General features: G+C 58.3%; 18 protein-coding genes. 6 read left to right on the plus strand and 12 right to left on the minus strand.

Going from position 1 to position 20,825, the window contains the following annotated elements; genetic code table 11:
• The first annotated feature begins 109 nt into the window (after positions 1-109).
• On the plus strand, positions 110-1,516 hold the full coding sequence (locus tag ACT4OC_RS03995; protein WP_061979539.1) for a tyrosine-type recombinase/integrase: 1,407 nt from the start codon (positions 110-112) through the stop codon (positions 1,514-1,516).
• A 160-nt stretch (positions 1,517-1,676) separates the two neighbouring features.
• Here ACT4OC_RS03995 and ACT4OC_RS04000 read toward each other — a convergent pair whose 3' ends face one another.
• From ACT4OC_RS04000 to ACT4OC_RS04030, 7 genes are all read right to left on the minus strand, one after another.
• Positions 1,677-1,895 (minus strand): excisionase family DNA-binding protein, encoded by a 219-nt coding sequence (locus ACT4OC_RS04000; protein ID WP_082773477.1) that lies wholly within the window; start codon positions 1,893-1,895, stop codon positions 1,677-1,679.
• A 293-nt stretch (positions 1,896-2,188) separates the two neighbouring features.
• Complete coding sequence (locus ACT4OC_RS04005; protein ID WP_211377814.1) at positions 2,189-3,370, minus strand: NAD(P)/FAD-dependent oxidoreductase; 1,182 nt, start codon at positions 3,368-3,370, stop codon at positions 2,189-2,191.
• 146 nt (positions 3,371-3,516) lie between these two features.
• Positions 3,517-4,017, minus strand: a complete 501-nt coding sequence (locus ACT4OC_RS04010) for an aromatic-ring-hydroxylating dioxygenase subunit beta (protein ID WP_006018766.1) — start codon at positions 4,015-4,017, stop codon at positions 3,517-3,519.
• Positions 4,018-4,026: 9 nt separating this feature from the next.
• Positions 4,027-5,361 (minus strand): aromatic ring-hydroxylating oxygenase subunit alpha, encoded by a 1,335-nt coding sequence (locus tag ACT4OC_RS04015; RefSeq protein ID WP_249130839.1) that lies wholly within the window; start codon positions 5,359-5,361, stop codon positions 4,027-4,029.
• A gap of 184 nt (positions 5,362-5,545) precedes the next feature.
• Positions 5,546-5,887: a non-heme iron oxygenase ferredoxin subunit gene (locus ACT4OC_RS04020; protein ID WP_211377812.1), complete on the minus strand. Its 342-nt coding sequence runs from the start codon at positions 5,885-5,887 to the stop codon at positions 5,546-5,548.
• 35 nt (positions 5,888-5,922) lie between these two features.
• Positions 5,923-6,603 (minus strand): glutathione S-transferase N-terminal domain-containing protein, encoded by a 681-nt coding sequence (locus ACT4OC_RS04025; protein ID WP_211377811.1) that lies wholly within the window; start codon positions 6,601-6,603, stop codon positions 5,923-5,925.
• A 12-nt stretch (positions 6,604-6,615) separates the two neighbouring features.
• A complete protein-coding gene (locus ACT4OC_RS04030; protein WP_013500414.1) occupies positions 6,616-8,268 on the minus strand; it encodes an FAD-binding oxidoreductase in 1,653 nt (550 codons plus the stop codon).
• Positions 8,269-8,627: 359 nt separating this feature from the next.
• On the opposite strand from ACT4OC_RS04030, the gene ACT4OC_RS04035 reads away from it, so the two are divergent.
• From ACT4OC_RS04035 to ACT4OC_RS04055, 5 genes are read left to right on the plus strand one after another with little or no spacing between them, the layout of a single operon-like run.
• Positions 8,628-9,596, plus strand: coding sequence for an ABC transporter permease (locus tag ACT4OC_RS04035; RefSeq protein ID WP_321175269.1), 969 nt, complete (start codon positions 8,628-8,630; stop codon positions 9,594-9,596).
• Between the two features lie 4 nt (positions 9,597-9,600).
• On the plus strand, positions 9,601-10,503 hold the full coding sequence (locus ACT4OC_RS04040; protein WP_006018760.1) for an ABC transporter permease: 903 nt from the start codon (positions 9,601-9,603) through the stop codon (positions 10,501-10,503).
• Between the two features lie 33 nt (positions 10,504-10,536).
• Positions 10,537-12,234 (plus strand): ABC transporter substrate-binding protein, encoded by a 1,698-nt coding sequence (locus ACT4OC_RS04045; RefSeq protein ID WP_444837709.1) that lies wholly within the window; start codon positions 10,537-10,539, stop codon positions 12,232-12,234.
• A gap of 60 nt (positions 12,235-12,294) precedes the next feature.
• A complete protein-coding gene (locus tag ACT4OC_RS04050; protein ID WP_311970907.1) occupies positions 12,295-13,236 on the plus strand; it encodes an ABC transporter ATP-binding protein in 942 nt (313 codons plus the stop codon).
• Positions 13,233-14,273 (plus strand): ABC transporter ATP-binding protein, encoded by a 1,041-nt coding sequence (locus tag ACT4OC_RS04055; protein WP_211377808.1) that lies wholly within the window; start codon positions 13,233-13,235, stop codon positions 14,271-14,273. Before ACT4OC_RS04050 ends, ACT4OC_RS04055 begins: the two co-directional genes overlap by 4 nt.
• A gap of 27 nt (positions 14,274-14,300) precedes the next feature.
• Here the strand turns inward: ACT4OC_RS04055 and glcF are convergent, their stop codons facing one another.
• The 5 genes from glcF to ACT4OC_RS04080 form a co-directional block, all read right to left on the minus strand.
• Positions 14,301-15,608: a glycolate oxidase subunit GlcF gene (gene glcF / locus ACT4OC_RS04060; RefSeq protein ID WP_061979548.1), complete on the minus strand. Its 1,308-nt coding sequence runs from the start codon at positions 15,606-15,608 to the stop codon at positions 14,301-14,303.
• 17 nt (positions 15,609-15,625) lie between these two features.
• Positions 15,626-16,816, minus strand: a complete 1,191-nt coding sequence (gene glcE / locus ACT4OC_RS04065) for a glycolate oxidase subunit GlcE (RefSeq protein WP_056299309.1) — start codon at positions 16,814-16,816, stop codon at positions 15,626-15,628.
• Between the two features lie 15 nt (positions 16,817-16,831).
• On the minus strand, positions 16,832-18,268 hold the full coding sequence (locus ACT4OC_RS04070; RefSeq protein WP_211377807.1) for an FAD-linked oxidase C-terminal domain-containing protein: 1,437 nt from the start codon (positions 18,266-18,268) through the stop codon (positions 16,832-16,834).
• Between the two features lie 87 nt (positions 18,269-18,355).
• Complete coding sequence (locus tag ACT4OC_RS04075; RefSeq protein WP_006018753.1) at positions 18,356-19,225, minus strand: hypothetical protein; 870 nt, start codon at positions 19,223-19,225, stop codon at positions 18,356-18,358.
• 127 nt (positions 19,226-19,352) lie between these two features.
• Positions 19,353-20,807 carry an NAD-dependent succinate-semialdehyde dehydrogenase gene (locus tag ACT4OC_RS04080; protein WP_006018752.1) on the minus strand — a complete coding sequence of 485 codons (1,455 nt, stop codon included), beginning with the start codon at positions 20,805-20,807 and terminating at the stop codon, positions 19,353-19,355.
• Positions 20,808-20,825: the final 18 nt, after the last annotated feature.

Raw genomic sequence — 20,825 nt, forward strand, 5'->3', positions numbered from 1 at the left:
GCCACAATCTAATCTTATCAATAGCTTATCTGAAAGCCGTCCGTCACTGTTCGGCTTTGTACGCCGATGCTTATTCGACTGATATTCGACGACTTTGGGGTCGGGTGCTGTGACGAAAACACTGACGGAAGCTCAGATCACGACCGCCAAGGCGCGCGCCCGGTTGGAGTTTGGCGTGCATTGGCGCCGCCTCGACGCCGAGGCGCACCTTGGCTATCGCAAGAACAAGCGGAGCGGCGTGTGGTTCGTGCGTTGGCGTAATCACCATGCCGGAGCCAACTACAAGCAGGCGCCGGTCGGCGTCGCTAACGACGTCAACGACAAACCTGCCGAAGGAACGCTGACTTTCGAGCAGGCGGTGACACAAGCGCGGGAACACGTCACCCGGTCCAGAATAGAAGCGGCGGCGCAAGCAGCCGGACCAGCACCCACCGTGCGGACGGCTGTAGAGACATACATCAGGGAGCGTAATGCCCGTGATAGCCGGAGGGCTGGCCGCGAGGTCCGATCCGATGCTGGTCACCGCTTGCGGCGCTACGTTCTTGGTCAAGAAGAGCGCGGTAGCCAGGAAGCCGTTGAGGCTGCCTCTCTCGCCGTAGTCCATTTGCACGCGCTACAGGAAGATCACCTCTTCACGTGGCGAGAGGACCTTCCTGTAGAATTGAAGGCCACGACGAAGCAGCGGCTCATAAACGACCTGAAGGCAGCGCTGAATGCAGCATGGCCACGCTTGACGGCGGAACAAAAGAAGCTGAATCCAACATTCCCATCTATCGTAAAAGACGGGTTCAAGGCTGAGCGCATTGATGACGATGACGAGATATCTGTCGCCCGAGACAATCAAGTCCTCACGGACGCGCAGATCAGCACCTTGCTTCGAGCCGCATGCGAGATCGACGACGAGCAGGGATTTGAAGGCGACCTATATCGCCTTGTCGTCTGCCTTGCAGCAACTGGCGCGCGATTTGCGCAGGCAAGGCGGATGCGCGTCAGTGATGCACAACTGAAAGAGCAACGCTTGATGGTACCGGGTTCCTACAAGGGGCGTGGCGGAAACGGTGGCTCCGTCCCGGTTCCGGTGGGCGAAGATATCATCGAAGTCCTCTTACCGGGAATCTTAGATCGTCCGAGGGACGCGCCGTTGTTCGAGCGATGGAGCCATGAGCAGGAAGCAGGTAGCATCGTTTGGAGAAAGTCAGAACGGGGTCCGTGGAAGACGGCAGAACTTACTCGTCCGTGGCATGCTATCCGCGAGCGCGCAGGGTTGCCGGAAGCCATTCCTTATGCCTTACGACATTCCAGCATCGTCCGCGGCTTGCGAAACCGACTGCCTATTCAGCACGTTGCTAAGCTGCACAACACTTCCGTGAAAATGATCGAGCGGCACTACGCGAAATATATTTCGACAGCCTTGGAAGATCTCGCTCGGGCAGCAGTTGTACCGCTGGTCCCGCGGCCCGGTGAAAATGCGGTCGGCGCGGATGACAGTAAGAAGCTTTTGCCATCTAACGCATAACTTTGCAGGCTTGGCTTCCGCGGCCCCAAGCCCGGAGCGCACTCACTGCTTTTCCGGGCTGATATACAATCGATCAAGAGCTAATTCACAATCGATTCGATAGGCCTGCTGTCGTCAGCTTCCGCACCTGTTCGGGTGACTGTCATCAGGAGCCGCGAACCTATCCGCGGTCGGCTGGTGTCGTATTGACGCCAACCAGAGCCAGCAGTGATTGCACAATGACTAGCCGACGACGACCGACGGTCGTCGTGGTAACTCGACCATCGCCGATTAATTCATAAATCTTGGTCCGCCCGAGACCGGTCACTTCACAAGCCTCCGCGACGGTGCAGGTCAACCGCTGCGCAAACGGAAGGCGTCGACCTTGATGACAGGGCATCGACTTATCTGCCGTCGCCTCGCGTTCAATTTGGACACTGCGTTCGAGCTCCGGACCACGCCGTATCAAGGTTACTCCTCCCCTACAATCGAAGAGCTACCCTGAGGCGCGCCGCCTTCCACGTCAACGGAAGCAGAAGCGCAGAACGGAGAGCCTTAGCGAACGTCAGGAAGCATCGGAAAACTCTCGGCAACAAAAGGCATCGCAGAATTTTTCACAACCAATATCGACGTATCGCGTAAGAACTTCCCACCCACTCGGCACGGAAGGTGGAGTCGCCGCTAACGGGAGCGTTATCTGGCCGCCCTATTGAGCAATTTCTCTGGAATGATTCCGTCATGAAGCATGGCACGCTTTAGCATCGAAATATCACGGCCGTTGTTCACCGCGATTGCGCCGGCAATTTTATCGTGACTATCGAGGAAGATTGCCGTCCAATTGTTCGTTTCAGGATCGTCCAGCACGACACTGCGGTCAGCATTTTGCAGCACTCCTAACGACTGAATGTTGTGTCCAAACTGGTCCGACCATAGCCACGGCGGCTCCGCATAATGCGAGTCAATCCCTGCCATGGATTTCGCCGCGACCAGCGATTGGCCCGAGGCCACCTTCCAGGACTCAAGTCGCTGACGAAACGCGCCGCCTAAGACGGGGTGTGACGTCACCTCTCCCGCAGCGAAGATCGCCGGATCAGATGTCTGGCAGCGATCATCCACGACAATACCATCATCGACGTCCAGCCCCGCGTCCGATGCAAGTTGGGTGTTGGGTTGAACCCCGATCCCGACAACGACTGCGTCGACATCTGCGAATGCATTCCAGCGCAATCGCAACGAACCATCATCCTGATGATGAATTGAATCGATCTTTGAGCCAAATTCGAACTGGACTCCGTTCAGGCGATGCAATTTCTCAGCCCAACGGCTCAGGATAGCAGGCATGCCGCGAGATAGTATCCGATCCGTCATCTCAAACAGAAAAACCTCGCAGGCCATCGCCCGAGCGGCGGCAGCAACCTCTAACCCAATGAACCCGCCGCCGATCACAGCAATTCGACGCGATTCCCGAAGCACGGATTTCAAGCGAACCGCGTCTTCAAGCGTTCGCAGATAGAGAATTTTCGAGCTTTGCCCGACGCTATCCGGCAATTTTCTCGCCCGCGATCCGGTCGCGAGGAGTAGCCGATCGTAAGCATAAGCATTTCCGCAAGCGGTTAGAATTTCGGAGCGGTTTCGATCGATCTGCGTCGCGGTTTGTCCGGGATGATACGAAATACCGTTCTCATGATAGGTCTCCGCGTTTGCCAGATAGCGCGGTGCGCCCTCGCCAAGGACTTCTTTGGACAGCGGCGGGCGATCATACGGCAGGCCGAGTTCGTCTCCGAGAATATCGATCTTGGCTTGTGGCGCCAACTCGCGAAGATGCACGGCGGCTGTGTGCCCCGCGAGGCCTGCTCCGACAATCACAAAACGCATTTTAGCGCTCCCTGTAGGGGAAGGGCACATTCGGCGCGCCCGTCCTCCTTATCCGCCGTTGACAGGCGCCGAGCACTCTCACATTCAATACCTTCAGCCGAAGGCTAGTTGGCAGATTCTGCTGATATTCATCTGCGACGCACTTGCTAGACGCTGTAGAAATCGAGCGCAGTGGCCATTTGATCGTTCGTAAGGGAAATCTTTTTGAATCCGATCAGCCAAGCCTCTCCAAGACGGCGCAGCCGAAATTCAAGGCGTCCGAAGTTGGTATGGCTTTTACAAGCGCGCGGATCGTACGTATGAACCGTGAAGCAGGCATTTCCCTCGATCGAATCCGTCGAGGCCGCATCGACCATGATGTTCGTATAGGAATGAACCGTGCGCGGAAGCGGCATCGCCGTGATGGACTTTCGCGACTGTATCCTGTCAATTCGGTCACTCAGCCCATATGAGTTCTCATGATATATCATTGAAAGCTCGCGGTTCGGATTGGACGTCGTCTCGTACTCGTCCTTCCAGGCCGGCACCCAGAAAATCGCATCGTCAGCGTAGAGCTTGACCCAATCGCGGAATTTCTTCTGATCCAGAAGTCTTGCCTCCGTGAAGAGAACGCGAGTAGCAATCTTCAGGTAATCATCCTCTGACATGTCGCTAACCTAGCCTTCCGAAGGATCACGAGTCATAAGGCGCAGCCATTCCCGGTAACCGGAATGAAAGCATGTCTCATCGCCGAACAGGGGCGCTCCATAGGTCCACCGATCAGGTGAAACCTGCAATTCGGAAGAGTAGTTGAGTGCCTCGCCGGACTTCGGCCTCAAGCCTCGCGCATACCCCTGCGTAGGACCAGCGAAACGAGCTCCGTAGCCGGTCTGGCAAAGCTCGTACATGACGTTGTCGTCGGACGTCGCAAGACCGCTCGGATTGAAGAAATCCTCGTACAGACGGATGCGAACGCGGCGCGCCTCGTCACTTTCACCAATTGGGGCAAGACAGTGAGACGTAATCTCCGTCTTGTCCGGAGCCAATGGCCGCCACGTCCGCAACTGCAGCGTGCCGATATCAACGATCTGCAGGTTAGGATAAATCGTGAGATTGCGCTGACGAAACATCCACCTGAGCTTGTCTTCCCGAGTCTGCCCCTGAACCGTCGACAGAAGTTTGCCATCCTGATTGAGAGGGCGGAGCTTATAAACCCTTGACGCGTGAATGGACCACATCATCGCGTGCCCCCTCGCCAGGCTGAAGCTTCCTTGCGCGTCGGGGTCGGTCTCTGTCGGATTCCACGGCTTTACTTCTAGCGGTCCTCTCCGCACTTCACGCTTCTTGAGAACGTCGATATACGAACTGTGCGTTGAAGCGAAGTGGTAATAGTCAAGCCCGTTCTCGAACTGAAGCTTCCAATTGGCGTCGAACGTGTAGCTTACGTTTCCGTCAACGAACTCCAGCCCTTCGACGCCCTGATCGACAACGAGATCGATAAACGCGCGCGCGTCACCAAGATGCTCCTCTAGCGTCGGCACGTCGGGCGACACGCTTGCAAACAGAAGCCCTCGATAGCTTGCAATCTTGGGAACAGGCTTGAGGCCATGATCATCCGCAAGAAAGGACGGCGGATACTGGCCATCCTTCTCATCGGTCATCGAAACATTCTTGCCGGCACTATCGTACGACCACCCATGATAGCGACAAACATGGAATTTCTGATTGCCCTTCTTAAAGGGGCAAACGATTGCCCCGCGGTGGCGACAGGTGTTAAAGAAGCATCGAATTTCTCCAGTCCCGTCCTTTGTAATCAGGACGGGGTGGCGCCCGATGTACGTCGTCACGAAGTCATTCGGCTTGCGTAACTGACTTTCCAGCCCGACGAAAACCCAAGTCCCTTCGAAAACGTGAGTAAGTTCGCGCTCAAAAATATCCCGATCGGTGAACACCGTCCGATCTACCCGAAATATTCCGTCATCGGGTCGATCGTCCAGCAGCTTCGAAACCATTTCGGGTGTGATTGGCCCACCTCTGACACCACCATCGCTCGGCCTCACAGGGCTGGGTACTTCCGACCTGAAGCTGGTCAATTCGACCTCCTCTATTTTTCTTGTAGCAAAGCGGAGCGGCTATTTCGGACGAGATGGGGGCGTCACACTAAATGGCGACATCGTCGCCCCCCTTGCCGTTAAGTTAGGTTGACGCGTCGGGATTAGACGGTGCCGAGGTGACATCGATTTCCACAGCATCACCGACGACACGAACAGGATAGGTTGCCAGGGCCGTTTCTGCTGGTGAGGTCAACGCCGCGCCCGTTCGAACATCGAAGCGGGCGCCATGAAGCGGGCACTCGATCTCGTAACCATCGAGCCAACCGTCGGACAGAAGTGCATAGGCATGAGTACAAACGTCAGACGTGGCAAAATACTCTTCGCCGCAGCGGTAGAGCGCAACTTTGCATCCGTTGATATTGAGCTGCTGAATGCTGTCATCCGACACATCTTTCGTAAAAGCGGCTTTTACCCAGTTAGTCATTCGAGTCGACGCTCGCTTTTGGATTGTTGCGAACTTCAGTTCTTTCCGAACATATTCTTCCAGGCCTCGGTGCCCGGCTTCGCTTCCCATTGTTTGCTGTCGGACAACGTATTTATGCCCGCCCTAACCCCCGGACGGTCTTTGATCGCCTGGTACCATCGATCAATGTTCGGGTACTCCGACAAGTCACGTCGATGCAGCTTTCGCGTGCGAACCCAAGGGAATGTGCTGATGTCAGCGATGGAATACTCGCCGGCGAGATATTCAGATTCGCCAAGGCGCTTCTCGAGAACGTTGTATATTCGACCAACTTCCCGATCATAACGTTCGATCGCGTAATCGATCTTCTCAGTCGCATACACCATGAAGTGGTGCGCTTGGCCCAGCATTGGACCCATCGTCGTATTCTGAAATACAAGCCACTTTAGCGTATCGTAGCGCTTTTCAGGATCCTGAGAGAGAAATCTACCGGACTTTTCCGCGAGATAGATAAGAACGACCGCGGATTCAAAAACTGCATATGGCTTGTTGTGCGGGCCATCGTGATCCACGATGGCCGGCACTTTGTTGTTTGGATTGATCTTCAGAAATTCCGGATGAAACTGCTCACCTGCCGTTATATCAATCGGAACTACACGATACTCCAAGTCCAACTCTGCCAGCATTATAGCTGCTTTATACCCGTTCGGGGTTGGCCAGAAGTATAGATCAATCATCGCAGAAGACTCCTATCCGACGATCTTGAGCCCTGCTGGCTTGTCAACGATCAGCCCAGGGTTCAACATCCACTTCGGGTCCAGTTCGGTCTTGGCGGCTGCCAGCACACGGCGGAACAACGGATCGACTTCCTTGTCGTACCAAGGACGGAACGATTTTCCGACAGCATGGTGGTGCGTGATGGTTGCGCCGAGTTCGATTAGCGCGTCCGACGCAACGTCGTGGAGCATCTTATAGGCTTCAAGGCTGTTGGCGTGCGTCGAAGGAGCCATGATCGAATAGTAAGGAGCCGGGCCGTCCGGATACAGGAAGGAGAACCTGCGGCAGACGATGCCGCCGCCAAGATTTTCCTTCTGGGCCTTCCGGATGCGACGCATGATCTCGGTATCGACTTCTTCGAACCGATCCCAAGTGTAGGCAGTTTCGAACGTGAAGCTGACGATTCCCATCGCTGCGCGCGTATGCATCAACCGGGGCAGATATCTGAACTGGTGCCGCCAGTTACCCTGCGGCCCGCTACGGCTGGTCTCCAGCGCGTTGTCCGCAGTTCCCGCCTGTTGCTTCACGACGCCACCGAAGTCCTTGCAGATTTCGAGACTACGCTCCAGCCACGCGTCCACCGGATGGTCGGCGGATTCGAAGCCCAGCAACAGGACCGAATCGGTGCCGTCTCCAGCGCCGTAGAATTTGGCGTCCTGCTCGTCCAGATAGCGACAGTTCGCCGGGAACAGTCCTGCTTGGGTGATCTGACGGACGGCCTTGGCACCCTGATAGAACGTCTTGAAGGAGATCGACGCATTCGCACGGAATTTCACACGCCCCTGTAGACGCATCCATGCATCGGTGATGATGCCCAGCGAGCCCTCAGACCCGATGAACAGCCGATCCGGATTGGGTCCCGCACCCGAGCCTGGCAGGCGGCGGTTCTGGATCGTTCCCGCCGGGGTGACCACGCGCAGGCTTTCCACCATGTCGTCAATATGCGTGAGATGGGTCGCATAGTGACCGGAAGAGCGGGTTGCGATCCAACCGCCCAGCGATGAGAATTCCCACGATTGCGGAATATGGCGCAGGGTGAGGCCATGCGGCTTCAGTTGTTCTTCCAGAGCCGGACCGAGAATACCCGCCTGGATCCGCGCGCAGCGCGACACGGGGTCGACTTCGAGAATCTTGTTGAGGTTGCCCAAGTCGATTACGACGACCCCGGGAAAGGCGTCGCGCTCGGGACCCCAGAAGCCGCCGGTGACGCTCGATCCGCCGCCATACGGGATGCATGCATAACCATTTTCCCCGCACCAGTCGAAGATGGCAGCGATGTCTTCTTCGTCGCGCGGATAGGCCACGACGTCCGGAGCCTTCTTGAAATCGCGCCGGTAGATAAGGGTCATGTCCTTGAAACCCTTACCGTACGTATGAACAATTCTGTCCCATTTTTCCGAGGTACAGAAATCCTCCAGCGTTCGCGGGATCTTTATGCGCGACGCATAAAGTTCAATCTCGTCCAGAGTCGGATCTGACAGAATTTCGATGTCTTTAATTCCAAGCCGCTGCTCCACGCGGTCTCGCATGGTTCGAATTTCGTCCTTGGAATTATCTTCACCTTCATATCCCCACGACCAGAACTTCCTTCGCTGGCCGTAGTAGCCACTCTTTTCCTTCGCCACAGCGCTTCTCCTTCGAGATTTTCGACGTAAATCAACCATCCAGGTGCGCATGCGTTTTGGTAGACATCGCGATCTGGTTGGACCAGATTGGCATATCCAATTCGCTCAGTCAATGGTTCTCGGATTAGATAGGCGCCCCGGAGCTACGCCACCGCGACAACATTCGCCTTGACACCGCCGCCAAGAGCACGCTTGAATGGTATTACCAGATTGGATGTGCCAGATTGCAACTGATCTGCAAATAGAGAACTCACCTCATTTTTTGATGAGCGGGCGTTCAGCGGCCTTTTTCACATAGAGAGGGACAAGAGCGTGGTGCTGTCGGACCAAGCCAATCTGCATGGTGAGCGCGCCCTCCAATGGACCGCGTCATGCTGAGATATCTAATTCGTCGCCTTGTCGCCCTTGTGCCGACGTTCCTGTTAGCGAGCGTTATTGTGTTCTCGGCCATTCGCCTGATACCGGGAAACACGATCGACATGATGATGTCGCAGAACGACATCTCGGCCAGCGTCCAGACCCGCGAAGATCTTATCAAGGCACTCGGGCTCGATCAGCCGGTCCTTGTACAATATTGGCACTGGATCAGCTCGATTGTGTTCCACGGGGATTTCGGTCGCTCGCTTTGGACGGGAGATAGCGTCACCCGCCTCGTCGCCGAGCGCATGCCGATTACTCTGTATCTAGGCGTGCTGGCCATGATATTCGCGCTCTTGATCGCGCTGCCCGTCGGGATCATCTCGGCGATCCGGCAAAACAAGCCGGTCGATTATCTCGGCCGTGTCTTTGCCATCACGGCCCTGTCCGTCCCGCCTTTTTGGCTCGGGACATTAGTGGTGGTCGTGCCGGCGATGCTTTGGGGGATCGCTCCGACCGTGCAATATGTTCGGCTGACCGACGATCCCCTCCTTAGTCTCCGCCAGATGGTGCCGCCCGCCATCGTCCTCGGCATCGCCTTGTCGGGAGTGACGATGCGGATGACCCGCACCATGGTCCTCGAAGTCATGCGCCAGGATTATGTCCGTACAGCTTGGAGCAAGGGTCTCGACGAGCGGACGGTCGTCCTGCGCCATGTCCTCAAAAACGCGCTTCTGCCGGTCATAACCATCGTCGGGTTGCAGTTGCCACTGATGATCGGTGGCGCGGTCGTGATTGAGCAGATCTTCGTGATCTCCGGTATGGGCCAACTACTCCTGATGGCGGTGTCGCAGCGGGACTATCCGGTCATTACGGGCATCTTTCTCCTCGTGGGCGTCGGCGTAATGACGATCAACCTGCTCGTCGACATCAGCTACGCCCTCCTAGATCCCAAGATTCGTCAGGGCTGAACGCATGACTATCGAGTCACCTCTGAAGATCGAAACAGGTCCCGGGCGAGGCGCTTGGGCAGCACCCGTCAGGACTTTCTTCAGTCGCCTTTTTAAGCAGGATATCCTCGGAACGGTTTGCGCCGGCCTTCTCGCCGCGATCGTGGTCTGCGCACTCTTGGCACCTTGGATCGCACCGTACGACTTCGACGCGATCGACCTTACATCGCTGATGCAAGGGCCGTCCTGGTCGCACCACCTCGGCACAGACGAACTCGGACGCGACATCCTCAGCCGGATCATCTATGGAGCCCGTACTTCCGTTATCGTCTGTATCACCGCCGCGCTGCTATCGCTCGCCCTATCGGTCACGCTCGGGGTTCTGTCCGGGTATTTCGGCGGACGTCTCGATGCCCTGGTTCAGCGGTTCGTCGATACTTGGCAGAGCTTTCCCGACCTAATCGTGCTGATCGCGGGCGTCGCGGTTCTCGGCCCCGGGATCGTGCAGATCATCGCCCTCCTCGGCATCCTCTACGGCGTTGCCGGTTCGCGCATCGTACGCGGCGCGGTCCTGTCGGCGCGCGAGCAGCTGTACGTGCAGGCGGGCCATTCCTTCGGCGCCGGTAACTGGCACATTATTCTCCGGCACATCCTGCCGACGATCGCCGCGCCCCTCATCGTGCTTTACACCACGCGCCTCGGCGGCGTGATCCTGGCCGAATCGAGTCTCAGCTTCCTTGGTCTTGGTGTGCCACCGCCCGCACCCGCGTGGGGCCGTATGCTGAGCGATGCCCGCCCTTACATGTTCGAGAACGTCTGGATGGTCGCGGCCCCTGGCCTCGCGATAACTCTGATCGTTTTTTGCGTGAACATCTTCGGAGACTCTCTCCGCGATCTTCTCGATCCACGCGGAATAGTGCGCAATTGAGCGAAAAACCATAACACTAAGGAGGAGCAAGGAATGGTAGGCCGACATCTCGGAACAATGGCGGTTATCGCGCTCGGGGCTGTGATTGCGACCCAAGCCGTGAGCGCCCAGGAACCCAAATACGGTGGCACGCTGACCATCGTTCCTTACTCCCCGGGGATTGCGGCGTTGTCGTGGGATCCCGCCGACTGGAACTGGAAGGTCTCTATCGATGCTGGGCCCTACATGGAGCAGTTGATGGTGGGCGATCTAAGCAAAGGCGTACGTGGCGGCGGGAAGAACAACTTTTTCAGCGAGGCCTGGCTCAGCGACGACGTGCTGCGCGGCGAACTCGCAGAGAGCTGGGAGGTCGTCGACAAACCGCTCTCGATCGTTATCAACCTGCGCAAGAACGTGAAATGGCAGGCCTGCAAAGGCATCATGGAAGCGCGCGACTTTACCGCCAAAGACGTCGTGTTCGCGTATAACCGTCTCGTCGCTAGTCCGAAGGCGAACAAAGTCTATTTTTCCTTCATCGACAGGGCCGAGGAGACGGGACCGCACCAGGTGACCTTCTTCCTGAAGGAGTACAACTCGGAGTGGAAGTACCGCCTCGGCTACGGCTATTACGCCGGCATCTATCCCAAAGAGATCACGGAGGCCCCTAACGGCGGTGCTGGCAACTGGCAGAATGCCTGCGGCACGGGTCCCTTCCGGTTGACGCGGTATGAGGCCGGGGCCTTCGGGGATTATCAGGCTAACAAGGAGTACTGGGACCGCGAGACGATCGACGGCAAACCTTACAAGATCCCATTCGTCGATAACCTTGTGATGCGGACGATCGGGGATTCACAGACACGCCTAGCCGCCTTCCGCACCGGCAAGATCGATGTCATGGCGAATATCAACTGGGACGAACTCAAGTCACTGGCGCCGATCCAAGATAAAATCAAAGTCATCGAACACCCCGACTATGCGGGTGAGGCACTGGCAATGCGGGTCGATGCACCACCCTTCGACAACCAGAAGGTGCGTCTCGCCTTGAATCTCGCGGTCGACCGGGCCGCCATCTCGAAGCAGATCTATGGCGGCCACGCCGACTTTCCGCACCTGCCGATGGACGAAACTTGGGAAGGCTATTTCACGCCGCCCGAAAAGATGCCGAACGAGGCCCGGGAGGTTCTCCAATACGATCCGGCCAAGGCCAAGAAGCTCCTCGCCGAAGCGGGTCTTGCGAATGGTTTCGAGTTCAAGGCACAGGTTCCGAGCTTCCCTGAGCAGCTAAAGAAAGCGCAGATTGTAGCCGGATATCTGTCGGCAATCGGCGTAAAGATGACCATCGAGCCAAAGGAGTATGGAGCGTTTCTCAGTCTGATGACCACCGGCAAGCACGGCCCCGGCTATTGGCATTTCGCAGGCATGAGCAATCCGACGGCCTCAATCGAGAAACTGTACCGGTCCTCTTCCGTCTGGAATTCGGCCCGCGTCAACGACCCGAAGGTCGATGCGGCACTCGACACCATCCAGCAGGAGAGGGACCCGGACAAAGTCAAGAAGGGCGTCGCCGCGCTCACCAATGAGATGACCGCGCGAGCGCCATTCCTGTTTCTGCCCAGGCCGCGCTCGTTCACGGTATGGTGGCCGTGGGTCAAGAATTACTATGGTGAGATTTCGGTCTCCGCTCGGCGTGATGCGCCGGTCTGGGCGCGCGCTTGGATCGATCAGGATCTAAAGAAGTCGATGGGCTTCTGATCGATGCACGGAACTTTGGAAATGTCGGGGCCCCCGATACTGGATGTACGCGGGCTCTGCGTGGGCATCTGGTCGGGCAAGACGGAGCTGAGTGCTGTCGCAGACGTTTCGTTCCGGGCCTATTCAGGCCAGGTCGTGGCGCTCGTAGGCGAAAGCGGCGCGGGCAAGAGCATCACCGCGATGTCGCTCACCCATCTACTGCCAATGCCACCGATCAAGATCACGGCCGGCGAAATACGCCTCTCCGGCCGTGATATGCAGACGCAGTCACCGAAACAGATCAGGGACATCCGAGGCAACGAGGTCGGCATCGTTTTCCAGGAGCCGATGACAGCGCTGAACCCAAGCCTGCGCATCTGGCGCCAGATCGCCGAGCCGCTGGTGCGTCATCGCCGGATGTCCTGGAGCGCCGCCAAAGCGCAGGCGATCTACCTTCTCAAGAAGGTCCGCATCCCGGATGCAGAGACCAAAGCCGAGGCCTATCCTCACCAGCTCAGTGGGGGTATGCGCCAGCGTGTCATGGTTGCTATCGCGATCTCCTGCGAGCCAAGACTCATCATCGCGGACGAGCCGACGACAGCACTCGACGTCACCGTGCAGGCGCAGATTTTGACGCTTCTCACTGACCTTACCCGCGGATTGGGCGGGGCGCTGCTTCTCATCACGCACGATCTCGGCGTCGTGGCGCGCTACGCCGATTGGGTCAACGTGATGTATGCCGGCCGCATCGTCGAGACAGCGGCGGCCGACGAGCTCTATCGCGATGGGCGCCATCCTTATACGCATGCCCTCCTCGCCTCCGTGCCCAAGATCGTCGGTCCGATCGCTCATCGGCTCGAGTCGATCGCTGGGCAGCCACCCGCCCCCTCCGACGGAACCGGGGGCTGCGCCTTCGCACCGCGCTGCCCACGTCGGACCGAACGGTGCGACGAACGCCCTCCGCTTAGCGGCGACGAACGCACACGGAACGGCCATCTGTTCGCGTGCTGGAATCCGCTATGAACGACGTAGCAACGAATATTCTCGAGGTCTCGGACCTGTGCGTCGACTATGCAAGCACAACCTCTTTCGGCGTAACGGGCGCCCCCTCCGTTCGAGCTGTCAAGGGCATATCCCTCACACTCCAGCGCGGCGAAACTCTCTCGCTCGTCGGCGAAAGCGGTTGCGGCAAATCCACCACGGCCATGGCCATACTACAACTGACGCCGCCGAGCGGCGGCCGGGTCGTGTTCGACGGACGCGATATCACGAGCTTCAGTCATCGCCAGATGCGACCGCTAAGGCGTGAGATGCAGGTCATCTACCAGGATCCGTTCGGGTCGCTAAATCCCCGCATGACAATCGCCGACCTGATCGCCGAACCGATGGCGATTCAGGGCGTCGGCAGATCGGGCCACGAGCGCCGCGCGAAGGCTGCCGAACTCCTAGATACGGTCGGAATGGGTACTCGCTTCCTCGACCGCTATCCGCACCAACTCAGCGGCGGCCAGCGTCAGCGGGTCGCCATCGCGCGCGCCCTGTCGCTGCGTCCGAAACTGCTCATCTGTGATGAGCCGGTCTCAGCTCTCGACGTCTCAGTGCAGGCCCAGGTTCTGAACTTGTTTTCCGACCTCAAGGAGCAGTTCGGCTTGTCCTATCTGTTCATCTCGCACGACCTCGGCGTCGTCCGACACATGAGCGATCGGGTCGCAGTGATGTATCTCGGACGCATCGTCGAGATCGCGACGCGCGACGACCTCTACGGCGAACCGCTCCATCCCTACACGCGCATTCTTCTCGATGCGGTAGCGGTGCCGGACCCGCAAATCGAGCGCGCCCGCGATCACGTGCTCCTTCAGGGCGAGGTGCCGAGCGTCGCCACCCCCCCGCCCGGCTGTCCATTTCACCCTCGCTGTCCGTCCGCCATGCCGGTCTGCAGCCGCGAAATTCCGCCGCTGCGGTTGCACGGAAATCGGCAGATCGCCTGCCATCTGTATGATGAGACAGCAGCCAAGAAGGCAATCGAAGCCGCGATGGACGGAAATGGCAATCCAAACTAGGATGTCAGAGCGGGCGCTTGTCCGCACCTAGCCCAAGCACCCCTCTAGGACGTCAGGCAACGGGCCGCCCATCGCCCAATCGACCAACTCCACCGTGTGGACGACTGGAATGCGTGTTCCAGCACCAATCTGCGTTATGCAGCCGAGATTTCCACTCGCAATGATTTGCGGTTTGACCTTCTCAATGTTGGTGACCTTTCGTGCGCGCAGTCGATTGGCGATCTCAGGCTGCAGTACGTTGTATGTTCCGGCGGAGCCGCAACATATGTGGCCTTCCGGTACTTCTCTCACTACAAACCCCATTCGCCTCAAAAGTGACTTCGGCTGATCTCTAACCTGCTGTCCATGCTGCATCGAGCATGCCGAATGGTAAGCCACGACCTGGCCGGTAGTCCGAACACCGTCTTGAAGCGGTAATTCATGCAAGAATTCTGTGATGTCCCGCGCTAGAGCCGAGATCCGTGCGGCTTTCTGAGCGTAGGCGTTATCGTTGCGAAGTAGGAAGCCATAATCTTTAATGACCGTTCCGCAACCGGACGTCGTAACCACGATGGCATCGAGGCCGCCGTTCTCGATTTCACGCGTCCATACATCCACGTTGTGTCGAGCCGCATCCAGCGCCCGACTTTCGTATCCCAAGTGCTGCACGAGAGCTCCGCAGCACCCTTCGTCGATCGGTTGAACTACTTCGATACCGTGACGCGTCAACAACCGGATTGCAGCCTCGTTGATGTTCTGGCCGAGGACCTGCTGGGCACATCCGCTCAGAAGCGCAACCCGACCGCGCGGCCTGTCGACGGTCGCGCCCGGTAACCTTCGGGTCGGCCTTCTTCGCTTGAATGACGACGAAAGTTCAATCATCGCAGCGAGTTGCGCGCCGCCGGGAAGATTGGCGAGCCACTTTCTGATCGGCCTGCTCACGGTAGCCACGCGTAAAGCCAACCTAAGTCGGCCCGGAAACGGCAGCACCTTCGCCAACATGCCTCGAAGCAACCTATCAGGCAGAGGACGCGTGTAGGTTCGGGCGATATGGGCTCGCGCGTGATCGACCAGGTGCATGTAGTGCACGCCGGACGGACAGGTCGTCATGCAGGAAAGACACGTCAGACATCGATCGATATGCTCGACGACCTGAGGGGTCGCCGGCTTTTCCTCCTCCAACATGTCCTTGATCAGATAGATGCGCCCGCGCGGACTGTCCGCTTCGTCACCAAGAAGCAGATATGTCGGGCATGTCGCAGTACAAAAGCCACAATGCACACAGGCACGGAGGATTTTTTCTGACTCGCTTACATGTGCATCGGCCAGGGCCGTCAGCGAGAAGTTTGTTTGCATACCAGTCCGCCCTCGCCTCAGATACCGGCGTACATCCTGCCGAAATTCAGAACGCGGTCAGGATCGAAACATTTCTTGATTTCCTGCGTCAACTTGAGCACCGCAGGAGGAAGCGGTTCGAACACATCGATCCTGTGGCGCATCTCCGATGAAGCCCGTACGAGTGTGGCGTGCCCACCGGTATTGGCCATAGCTTCCCGGACAACCGATGCTCCTGCATCGTCAGCGTCCACGACCGCGAGCCACACGAGACCGCCGCCCCAGTCGAAGAAATACCGCACGCCGAGTTTTTGCCGGATGTCGGCAAGAACATGCGGCGCTTTGGAGGGGGCCAAGGACAACCGCCAAATGGAACGATCCATTGGCTGAGCCAGCCAGTGCGCGTCGCGCACGCGCAACCACAGGTTCGCGCTTTCATCACCTTCGATCAGCTCGGCCCTACCAAAGGAGCGCCACAGCTTGGCAAGCTCACGGGCACCATATGCTACCGAGCCGTCAGAACCCTCGAGTCGAACGATCGTAGTCGAGTCCGACCCAATACTCGCCGGAATATGCGCTGCCGCCGAGACCGCGAAAGACGACCCGAGCGCTGCGGTGAGCGCTGCAATCGCTGTCGTGTCGTTCATGCCGCCCAATCCCACCGATAGGGAACGCGCCGGCTTAGGCAACACCTTGAAGATGACCTCGCTCAAAACGCCGAGCGTACCCCACGCACCGCAGTTCAGCTTGACTAAATCGAGTCCGGTGACGTTTTTCATTACGCGCCCGCCGGATTTGACGACGTCCCCGCGGCCCGTGACCAAGCGAACGCCGATCAGGCTGTCGCGACAAGCTCCGACCGCGATACGACGCGGACCCGAAACATTCCCGGCGACAATACCTCCGATTGTCGGCTCCGCGCTCGTCCCGAACAGCACACGATGATCCATCGGCTCGAACGGAAGCATCTGGTTGTGCTTGGCGAGCATCCGATCGATCTCGGAAACCGGCGTTCCAGGCAAAGCACCGATCACGAGCTCTGTCGGCTCGTAAAGCGAGACTCCCCTCATGCGCTCGGTCGTTAGAGACATGGCGTATCCACCCAGCGGTCGGCCCATCGCCGACTTGGAGCCGGCGCCGCGCACGACGAGAGGCATCTTTGCTGTAGCCGCATCCTTGATGGCAGACGACAGTCCGCACTCGTCGCGCGGCTTATAGCAATCGGTCATCACACTCCCGTCACCCTAACCTTGACATCGAAAATCGAGGGGAAACACCTTATCCGTATTGAGCAGCCATCGCGGATCGAACGCGGCGCGCACCCGAATCTGTTGAACCAGATCGGCATCGTCAAACTGGTAGCGCATTAGATCACGCTTCTCGATACCGACACCGTGCTCGCCCGTCAGGCACCCACCAACTTCAACGCAGAGCCTGAGAATGTCATCTCCCGCTGCTTCCGCCTTCGACTGCTGCGACGGATCGTTCGCGTTGTAGAGGATGAGCGGATGCATGTTGCCGTCACCGGCATGGAAAACATTCGCGACACGCAATCCGTGTCGCTGTACGATCTTGGAGATCTCCGCCAAAACGTACGACAGCTTGCCGGTCGGCACCGTGCCGTCCATGCACAAATAGTCAGCGACTCGCCCGGTCGCACCGAAAGCCGACTTCCGCCCCTTCCAGATTGCCGCCGTCTCAATTGCCGACCTGCTCTCGCGCACTGTCGTCGCACCGTTCGCACGAGCGATGGCGGTGATGTCCGCCAGCGTCGCGTCCATCTCGGCGTCGGACCCTTCGACCTCTACAATCAGAAGGGCCTCGACATCGAGCGGATAGCCGGCCTTGGCGAAGGCCTCGCAGATCTCGATGGCGGCCTTGTCCATGTATTCGATGGCTACGGGAATGATACCGGCGGCAATGACGTCCGCAACCGCCTTGCCCGCTCCCTCGCAAGACGGGAAACCGAACAGAACCGGGCGCGCTCCCTCTGCCGATTTCAGAATTCGGAGGGTCGCTTCGGTCACTATCCCGAGCTGCCCCTCGGAGCCGACGACCAGGCCCAGCAGATCGAGTCCAGCGCTATCGAGATAGTCACCGCCGAGATCGATGATCGATCCATCGATCAGTACCATCCTTACGCCGAGGAGGTTATTGGTCGTGACTCCATACTTCAGGCAATGCGCGCCTCCGGAGTTGTTGGCAATGTTGCCTCCGATCGTGCAGGCAAGTTGAGAGGAAGGGTCTGGCGCATAGAAGAAGCCGTTCTCCGCCACCACCGCCGTTACGCTCAAATTTGTGACTCCCGCTTCGACGCGGATGAAGCGGTCATCGTAGTTGACCGCGAGCACCCGATTCATCTTTGAAAGTCCGAGAACGACGGCGTCTTCACTCGGAATTGCCCCGCCGGCGAGAGACGTACCTGCGCCGCGCGGCACGACCTTGACGCCGGTGTCGTGACAGTATTTCAGAACGGCACTCACCTCTTCGGTCGTCTTCGGTAGGACGACGGCGAGCGGCATCTTGCGATAGGCCGTCAACGCATCTGTCTCATAAGCCCGACACTCGTCCGTCGACGTTATTAGCCCAGCGGGGTCAACAAGGCGGGTTAGATCGTTTATGATTGAATCTCGGCGCGCGAGGATTTCTCGATTTGGTTCGGTGAACCTAATTTTGCTCATCGTATCCTCGTCATCGGATAATTTTCCGATGGGTCAGTCGCGGCCTGATGCAATCGACATAAGCCCGACGCATCCACCATCAAGCTTCTATTGCACTAACGCCACGACCCTCTCAGGGTGACCCGACCAGCGCCAACCAAGCGTCGGCCGCGATAGCCCTAGCATCATTCCGCCAAGGGCCGGAGGATGAAGCCAGAGTTGCTCCGGATCTCGACCGCTCCGCTTCTCCTCGCGCGGATCCAGCGTGTGTCCCACGTCGTCCGCCTTCGCCGATCTTTCGATGCGACCGATCTCTCGGCTTTCGGCATACGCCATATAGAAAGACGAGCCTTGGCGGGCGTGATACCTGCCGAGCGTCTTGGTGAAGTCCGTCGGCGTGATGACTTCAAATCGGTCGAGGCGATCAGGCGCGAAGAGAGTGAGGACGCCCGTATAGCCAAAGAGCTCCGAGGTAATCGTCACGAAATTCCGTGTATCAAGACGAAAGACTTCGGCGAAGCGCGTTACCGCGGCTGCCTGGTCGGCCGCGAGCAAAGTCACCTCATAAAGAAAATCAATCCCGCCGGTCGGCTCCACCGTACGCGGGGGAGAGATTACGAAATGGACCGGCTTCCCCTCGATTTCGAACCGGAGAAAATCCTGGCCATTTTCGTGCTGATGCTCAACTCCGACCGACGTGGCATGATGCACCAGTGCACGCGGGTCGAGTGAGGTCGCGCCGGCGCCGAATAGATGAGATCGCCCGCGTCTTGCCAGTTCGTCCGCGACAACGCCGTTGCCTTCCGGCTCCAGCAACTCAATCTCGCCGGTCCCGGCACGCAATGTCACTCGTTTGGCGCCCAATCCCCGGACCCGATCCGCAGAGACTTGTTCCGCCCCCAATCGGCGACGCCACATCTCCGCGGCACTTTTGGCATCCGGCGTCGCGATCTGAACGCGGTCGATGGTCAACAACATTTCGCTAACTCGCTTTAGGCGTTGGATCTTTGGGCCCTAGAGTCTGGCGCGGCGAAGGACCGTCGCGAGGTTTGACCTGCGCGACGCATGCTCCGCGACGGCGTATCAGCATTGCCGATAGCGCATGCTAACCGTGCATCTGGGTCAGGAACTTAGTGTTGAGATACGCGTCCATCGCTTCTGTACCACCTTCCGAACCGTATCCGGAGTCCTTGATTCCTCCGAAGGGAGTCTCCGGTAGGGCAAGGCCTTGGTGGTTGATCGACACCATTCCACTCTCCACGATCGAGCCGAGCGCGCCGATCGTCGCCGCTGACTTCGTATACGCATATGCAGCAAGGCCATAAGGGAGCCGATTCGCTTCGACCATGGCATCCTCGAATGTCGAGAACGACGCGATTGGCACAACAGGGCCGAATGGCTCCTCGTTCATAATGCGCGAGTCCAGAGGTACGTCCGTCAGAACCGTCGGTTGAAAGAAGAAGCCATCGTTGCGCAGGCGCCTTCCACCTGTCCGGATGCGCGCGCCGCGCTGAACGGCGTCCGAGACCAGCGCGTCCATCGCCTCGACTCGACGGAGATTAGCTAGTGGTCCCATTTGGGTCGCTTCGTCGAGGCCGTCCCCGACGACGAGAGCTTTGGCAGCAGCGGTGAATTGTTCAACGAAGTCGTCGTAGACCCGTTCATGGACCATGAACCGGGTCGGAGAAACACAAACCTGGCCGGCATTCCTGAACTTTGCCGCGGACAGCAATTTTGCCGCTTGTTTGACATCTGCGTCCTCGAAGACTAGCGCAGGCGCATGTCCACCTAGCTCCATCGTAACGCGCTTCATGTGACTTCCAGCGAGAGCCGCAAGCCGCTTCCCGACTGGCGTCGAACCCGTGAACGAAATCTTGCGAATGACAGGGTGGGCAATCAAGTATTCCGATATGTCGGACGGCACACCGAAAACGAGATTGAGGACACCGGAGGGCAAGCCGGCATCGACATAAGCATTGACCAGAGCTGCACAACTTGCCGGCGTTTCTTCGGGTCCCTTCAGAATCACGGAGCACCCGGCCGCCATTGCAGCTGATATCTTTCTGACGGCTTGGTTGATCGGAAAATTCCACGGCGTGAAGGCGGCGACAGGCCCAACTGGCTCGCGGATCACGACCTGCTGTACGGCGCCGGAACGAGACGGAATGGTCCGACCGTAGGATCGACGCGCCTCCTCCGCGAACCAGTCGATGATGTCTGCGCCGAGCAACACCTCCATCTTCGCCTCGCCCAGCGGCTTGCCTTGCTCGAGCGTCATGATACGCGCGATTGAGGCGGCTCGCTCGCGGAGCTTTTCGGCAGCCCCACGCATCAATTTGTATCGCTCGAAGGAAGACGTCCTCCGCCACAATTCGAACCCGCGCACGGCCGATTCAAGTGCGTCGTCGAGATCGGGGATAGACGCGTGCGCAACCGTTCCGATCAATTTTCCCGTCGCCGGATTCAGGATGGGCTCGACCTTTCCGCTCGTTCCATCGCGCCAGGATCCATCGATGAACAACTTTGTATCGGGGTACATCTGCTCGCGACTTGTCACCATTTCCATCCGTCCGGTCTA

The sequence above is a fragment of the Bradyrhizobium sp. genome (assembly GCF_052389815.1).
Taxonomy (GTDB): Bacteria; Pseudomonadota; Alphaproteobacteria; order Rhizobiales; family Xanthobacteraceae; genus Bradyrhizobium.

What these genes read in the sequence shown, in the direction of transcription:
- ACT4OC_RS04070 (WP_211377807.1), bottom strand. Translation starts at nt 18,268, where the DNA reads ATGAGCAAAATTAGGTTCACCGAACCAAATCGAGAAATCCTCGCGCGC.
- ACT4OC_RS04045 (WP_444837709.1), top strand. Translation starts at nt 10,537, where the DNA reads ATGGTAGGCCGACATCTCGGAACAATGGCGGTTATCGCGCTCGGGGCT.
- ACT4OC_RS04055 (WP_211377808.1), top strand. Translation starts at nt 13,233, where the DNA reads ATGAACGACGTAGCAACGAATATTCTCGAGGTCTCGGACCTGTGCGTC.
- ACT4OC_RS04015 (WP_249130839.1), bottom strand. Translation starts at nt 5,361, where the DNA reads ATGGTTTCGAAGCTGCTGGACGATCGACCCGATGACGGAATATTTCGG.
- ACT4OC_RS04075 (WP_006018753.1), bottom strand. Translation starts at nt 19,225, where the DNA reads ATGTTGTTGACCATCGACCGCGTTCAGATCGCGACGCCGGATGCCAAA.
- ACT4OC_RS04040 (WP_006018760.1), top strand. Translation starts at nt 9,601, where the DNA reads ATGACTATCGAGTCACCTCTGAAGATCGAAACAGGTCCCGGGCGAGGC.
- ACT4OC_RS04005 (WP_211377814.1), bottom strand. Translation starts at nt 3,370, where the DNA reads ATGCGTTTTGTGATTGTCGGAGCAGGCCTCGCGGGGCACACAGCCGCC.
- ACT4OC_RS04035 (WP_321175269.1), top strand. Translation starts at nt 8,628, where the DNA reads ATGGACCGCGTCATGCTGAGATATCTAATTCGTCGCCTTGTCGCCCTT.
- ACT4OC_RS04025 (WP_211377811.1), bottom strand. Translation starts at nt 6,603, where the DNA reads ATGATTGATCTATACTTCTGGCCAACCCCGAACGGGTATAAAGCAGCT.
- glcF (WP_061979548.1), bottom strand. Translation starts at nt 15,608, where the DNA reads ATGCAAACAAACTTCTCGCTGACGGCCCTGGCCGATGCACATGTAAGC.
- ACT4OC_RS04080 (WP_006018752.1), bottom strand. Translation starts at nt 20,807, where the DNA reads ATGGTGACAAGTCGCGAGCAGATGTACCCCGATACAAAGTTGTTCATC.
- ACT4OC_RS04010 (WP_006018766.1), bottom strand. Translation starts at nt 4,017, where the DNA reads ATGTCAGAGGATGATTACCTGAAGATTGCTACTCGCGTTCTCTTCACG.
- ACT4OC_RS04000 (WP_082773477.1), bottom strand. Translation starts at nt 1,895, where the DNA reads ATGCCCTGTCATCAAGGTCGACGCCTTCCGTTTGCGCAGCGGTTGACC.
- ACT4OC_RS04020 (WP_211377812.1), bottom strand. Translation starts at nt 5,887, where the DNA reads ATGACTAACTGGGTAAAAGCCGCTTTTACGAAAGATGTGTCGGATGAC.
- glcE (WP_056299309.1), bottom strand. Translation starts at nt 16,816, where the DNA reads ATGACCGATTGCTATAAGCCGCGCGACGAGTGCGGACTGTCGTCTGCC.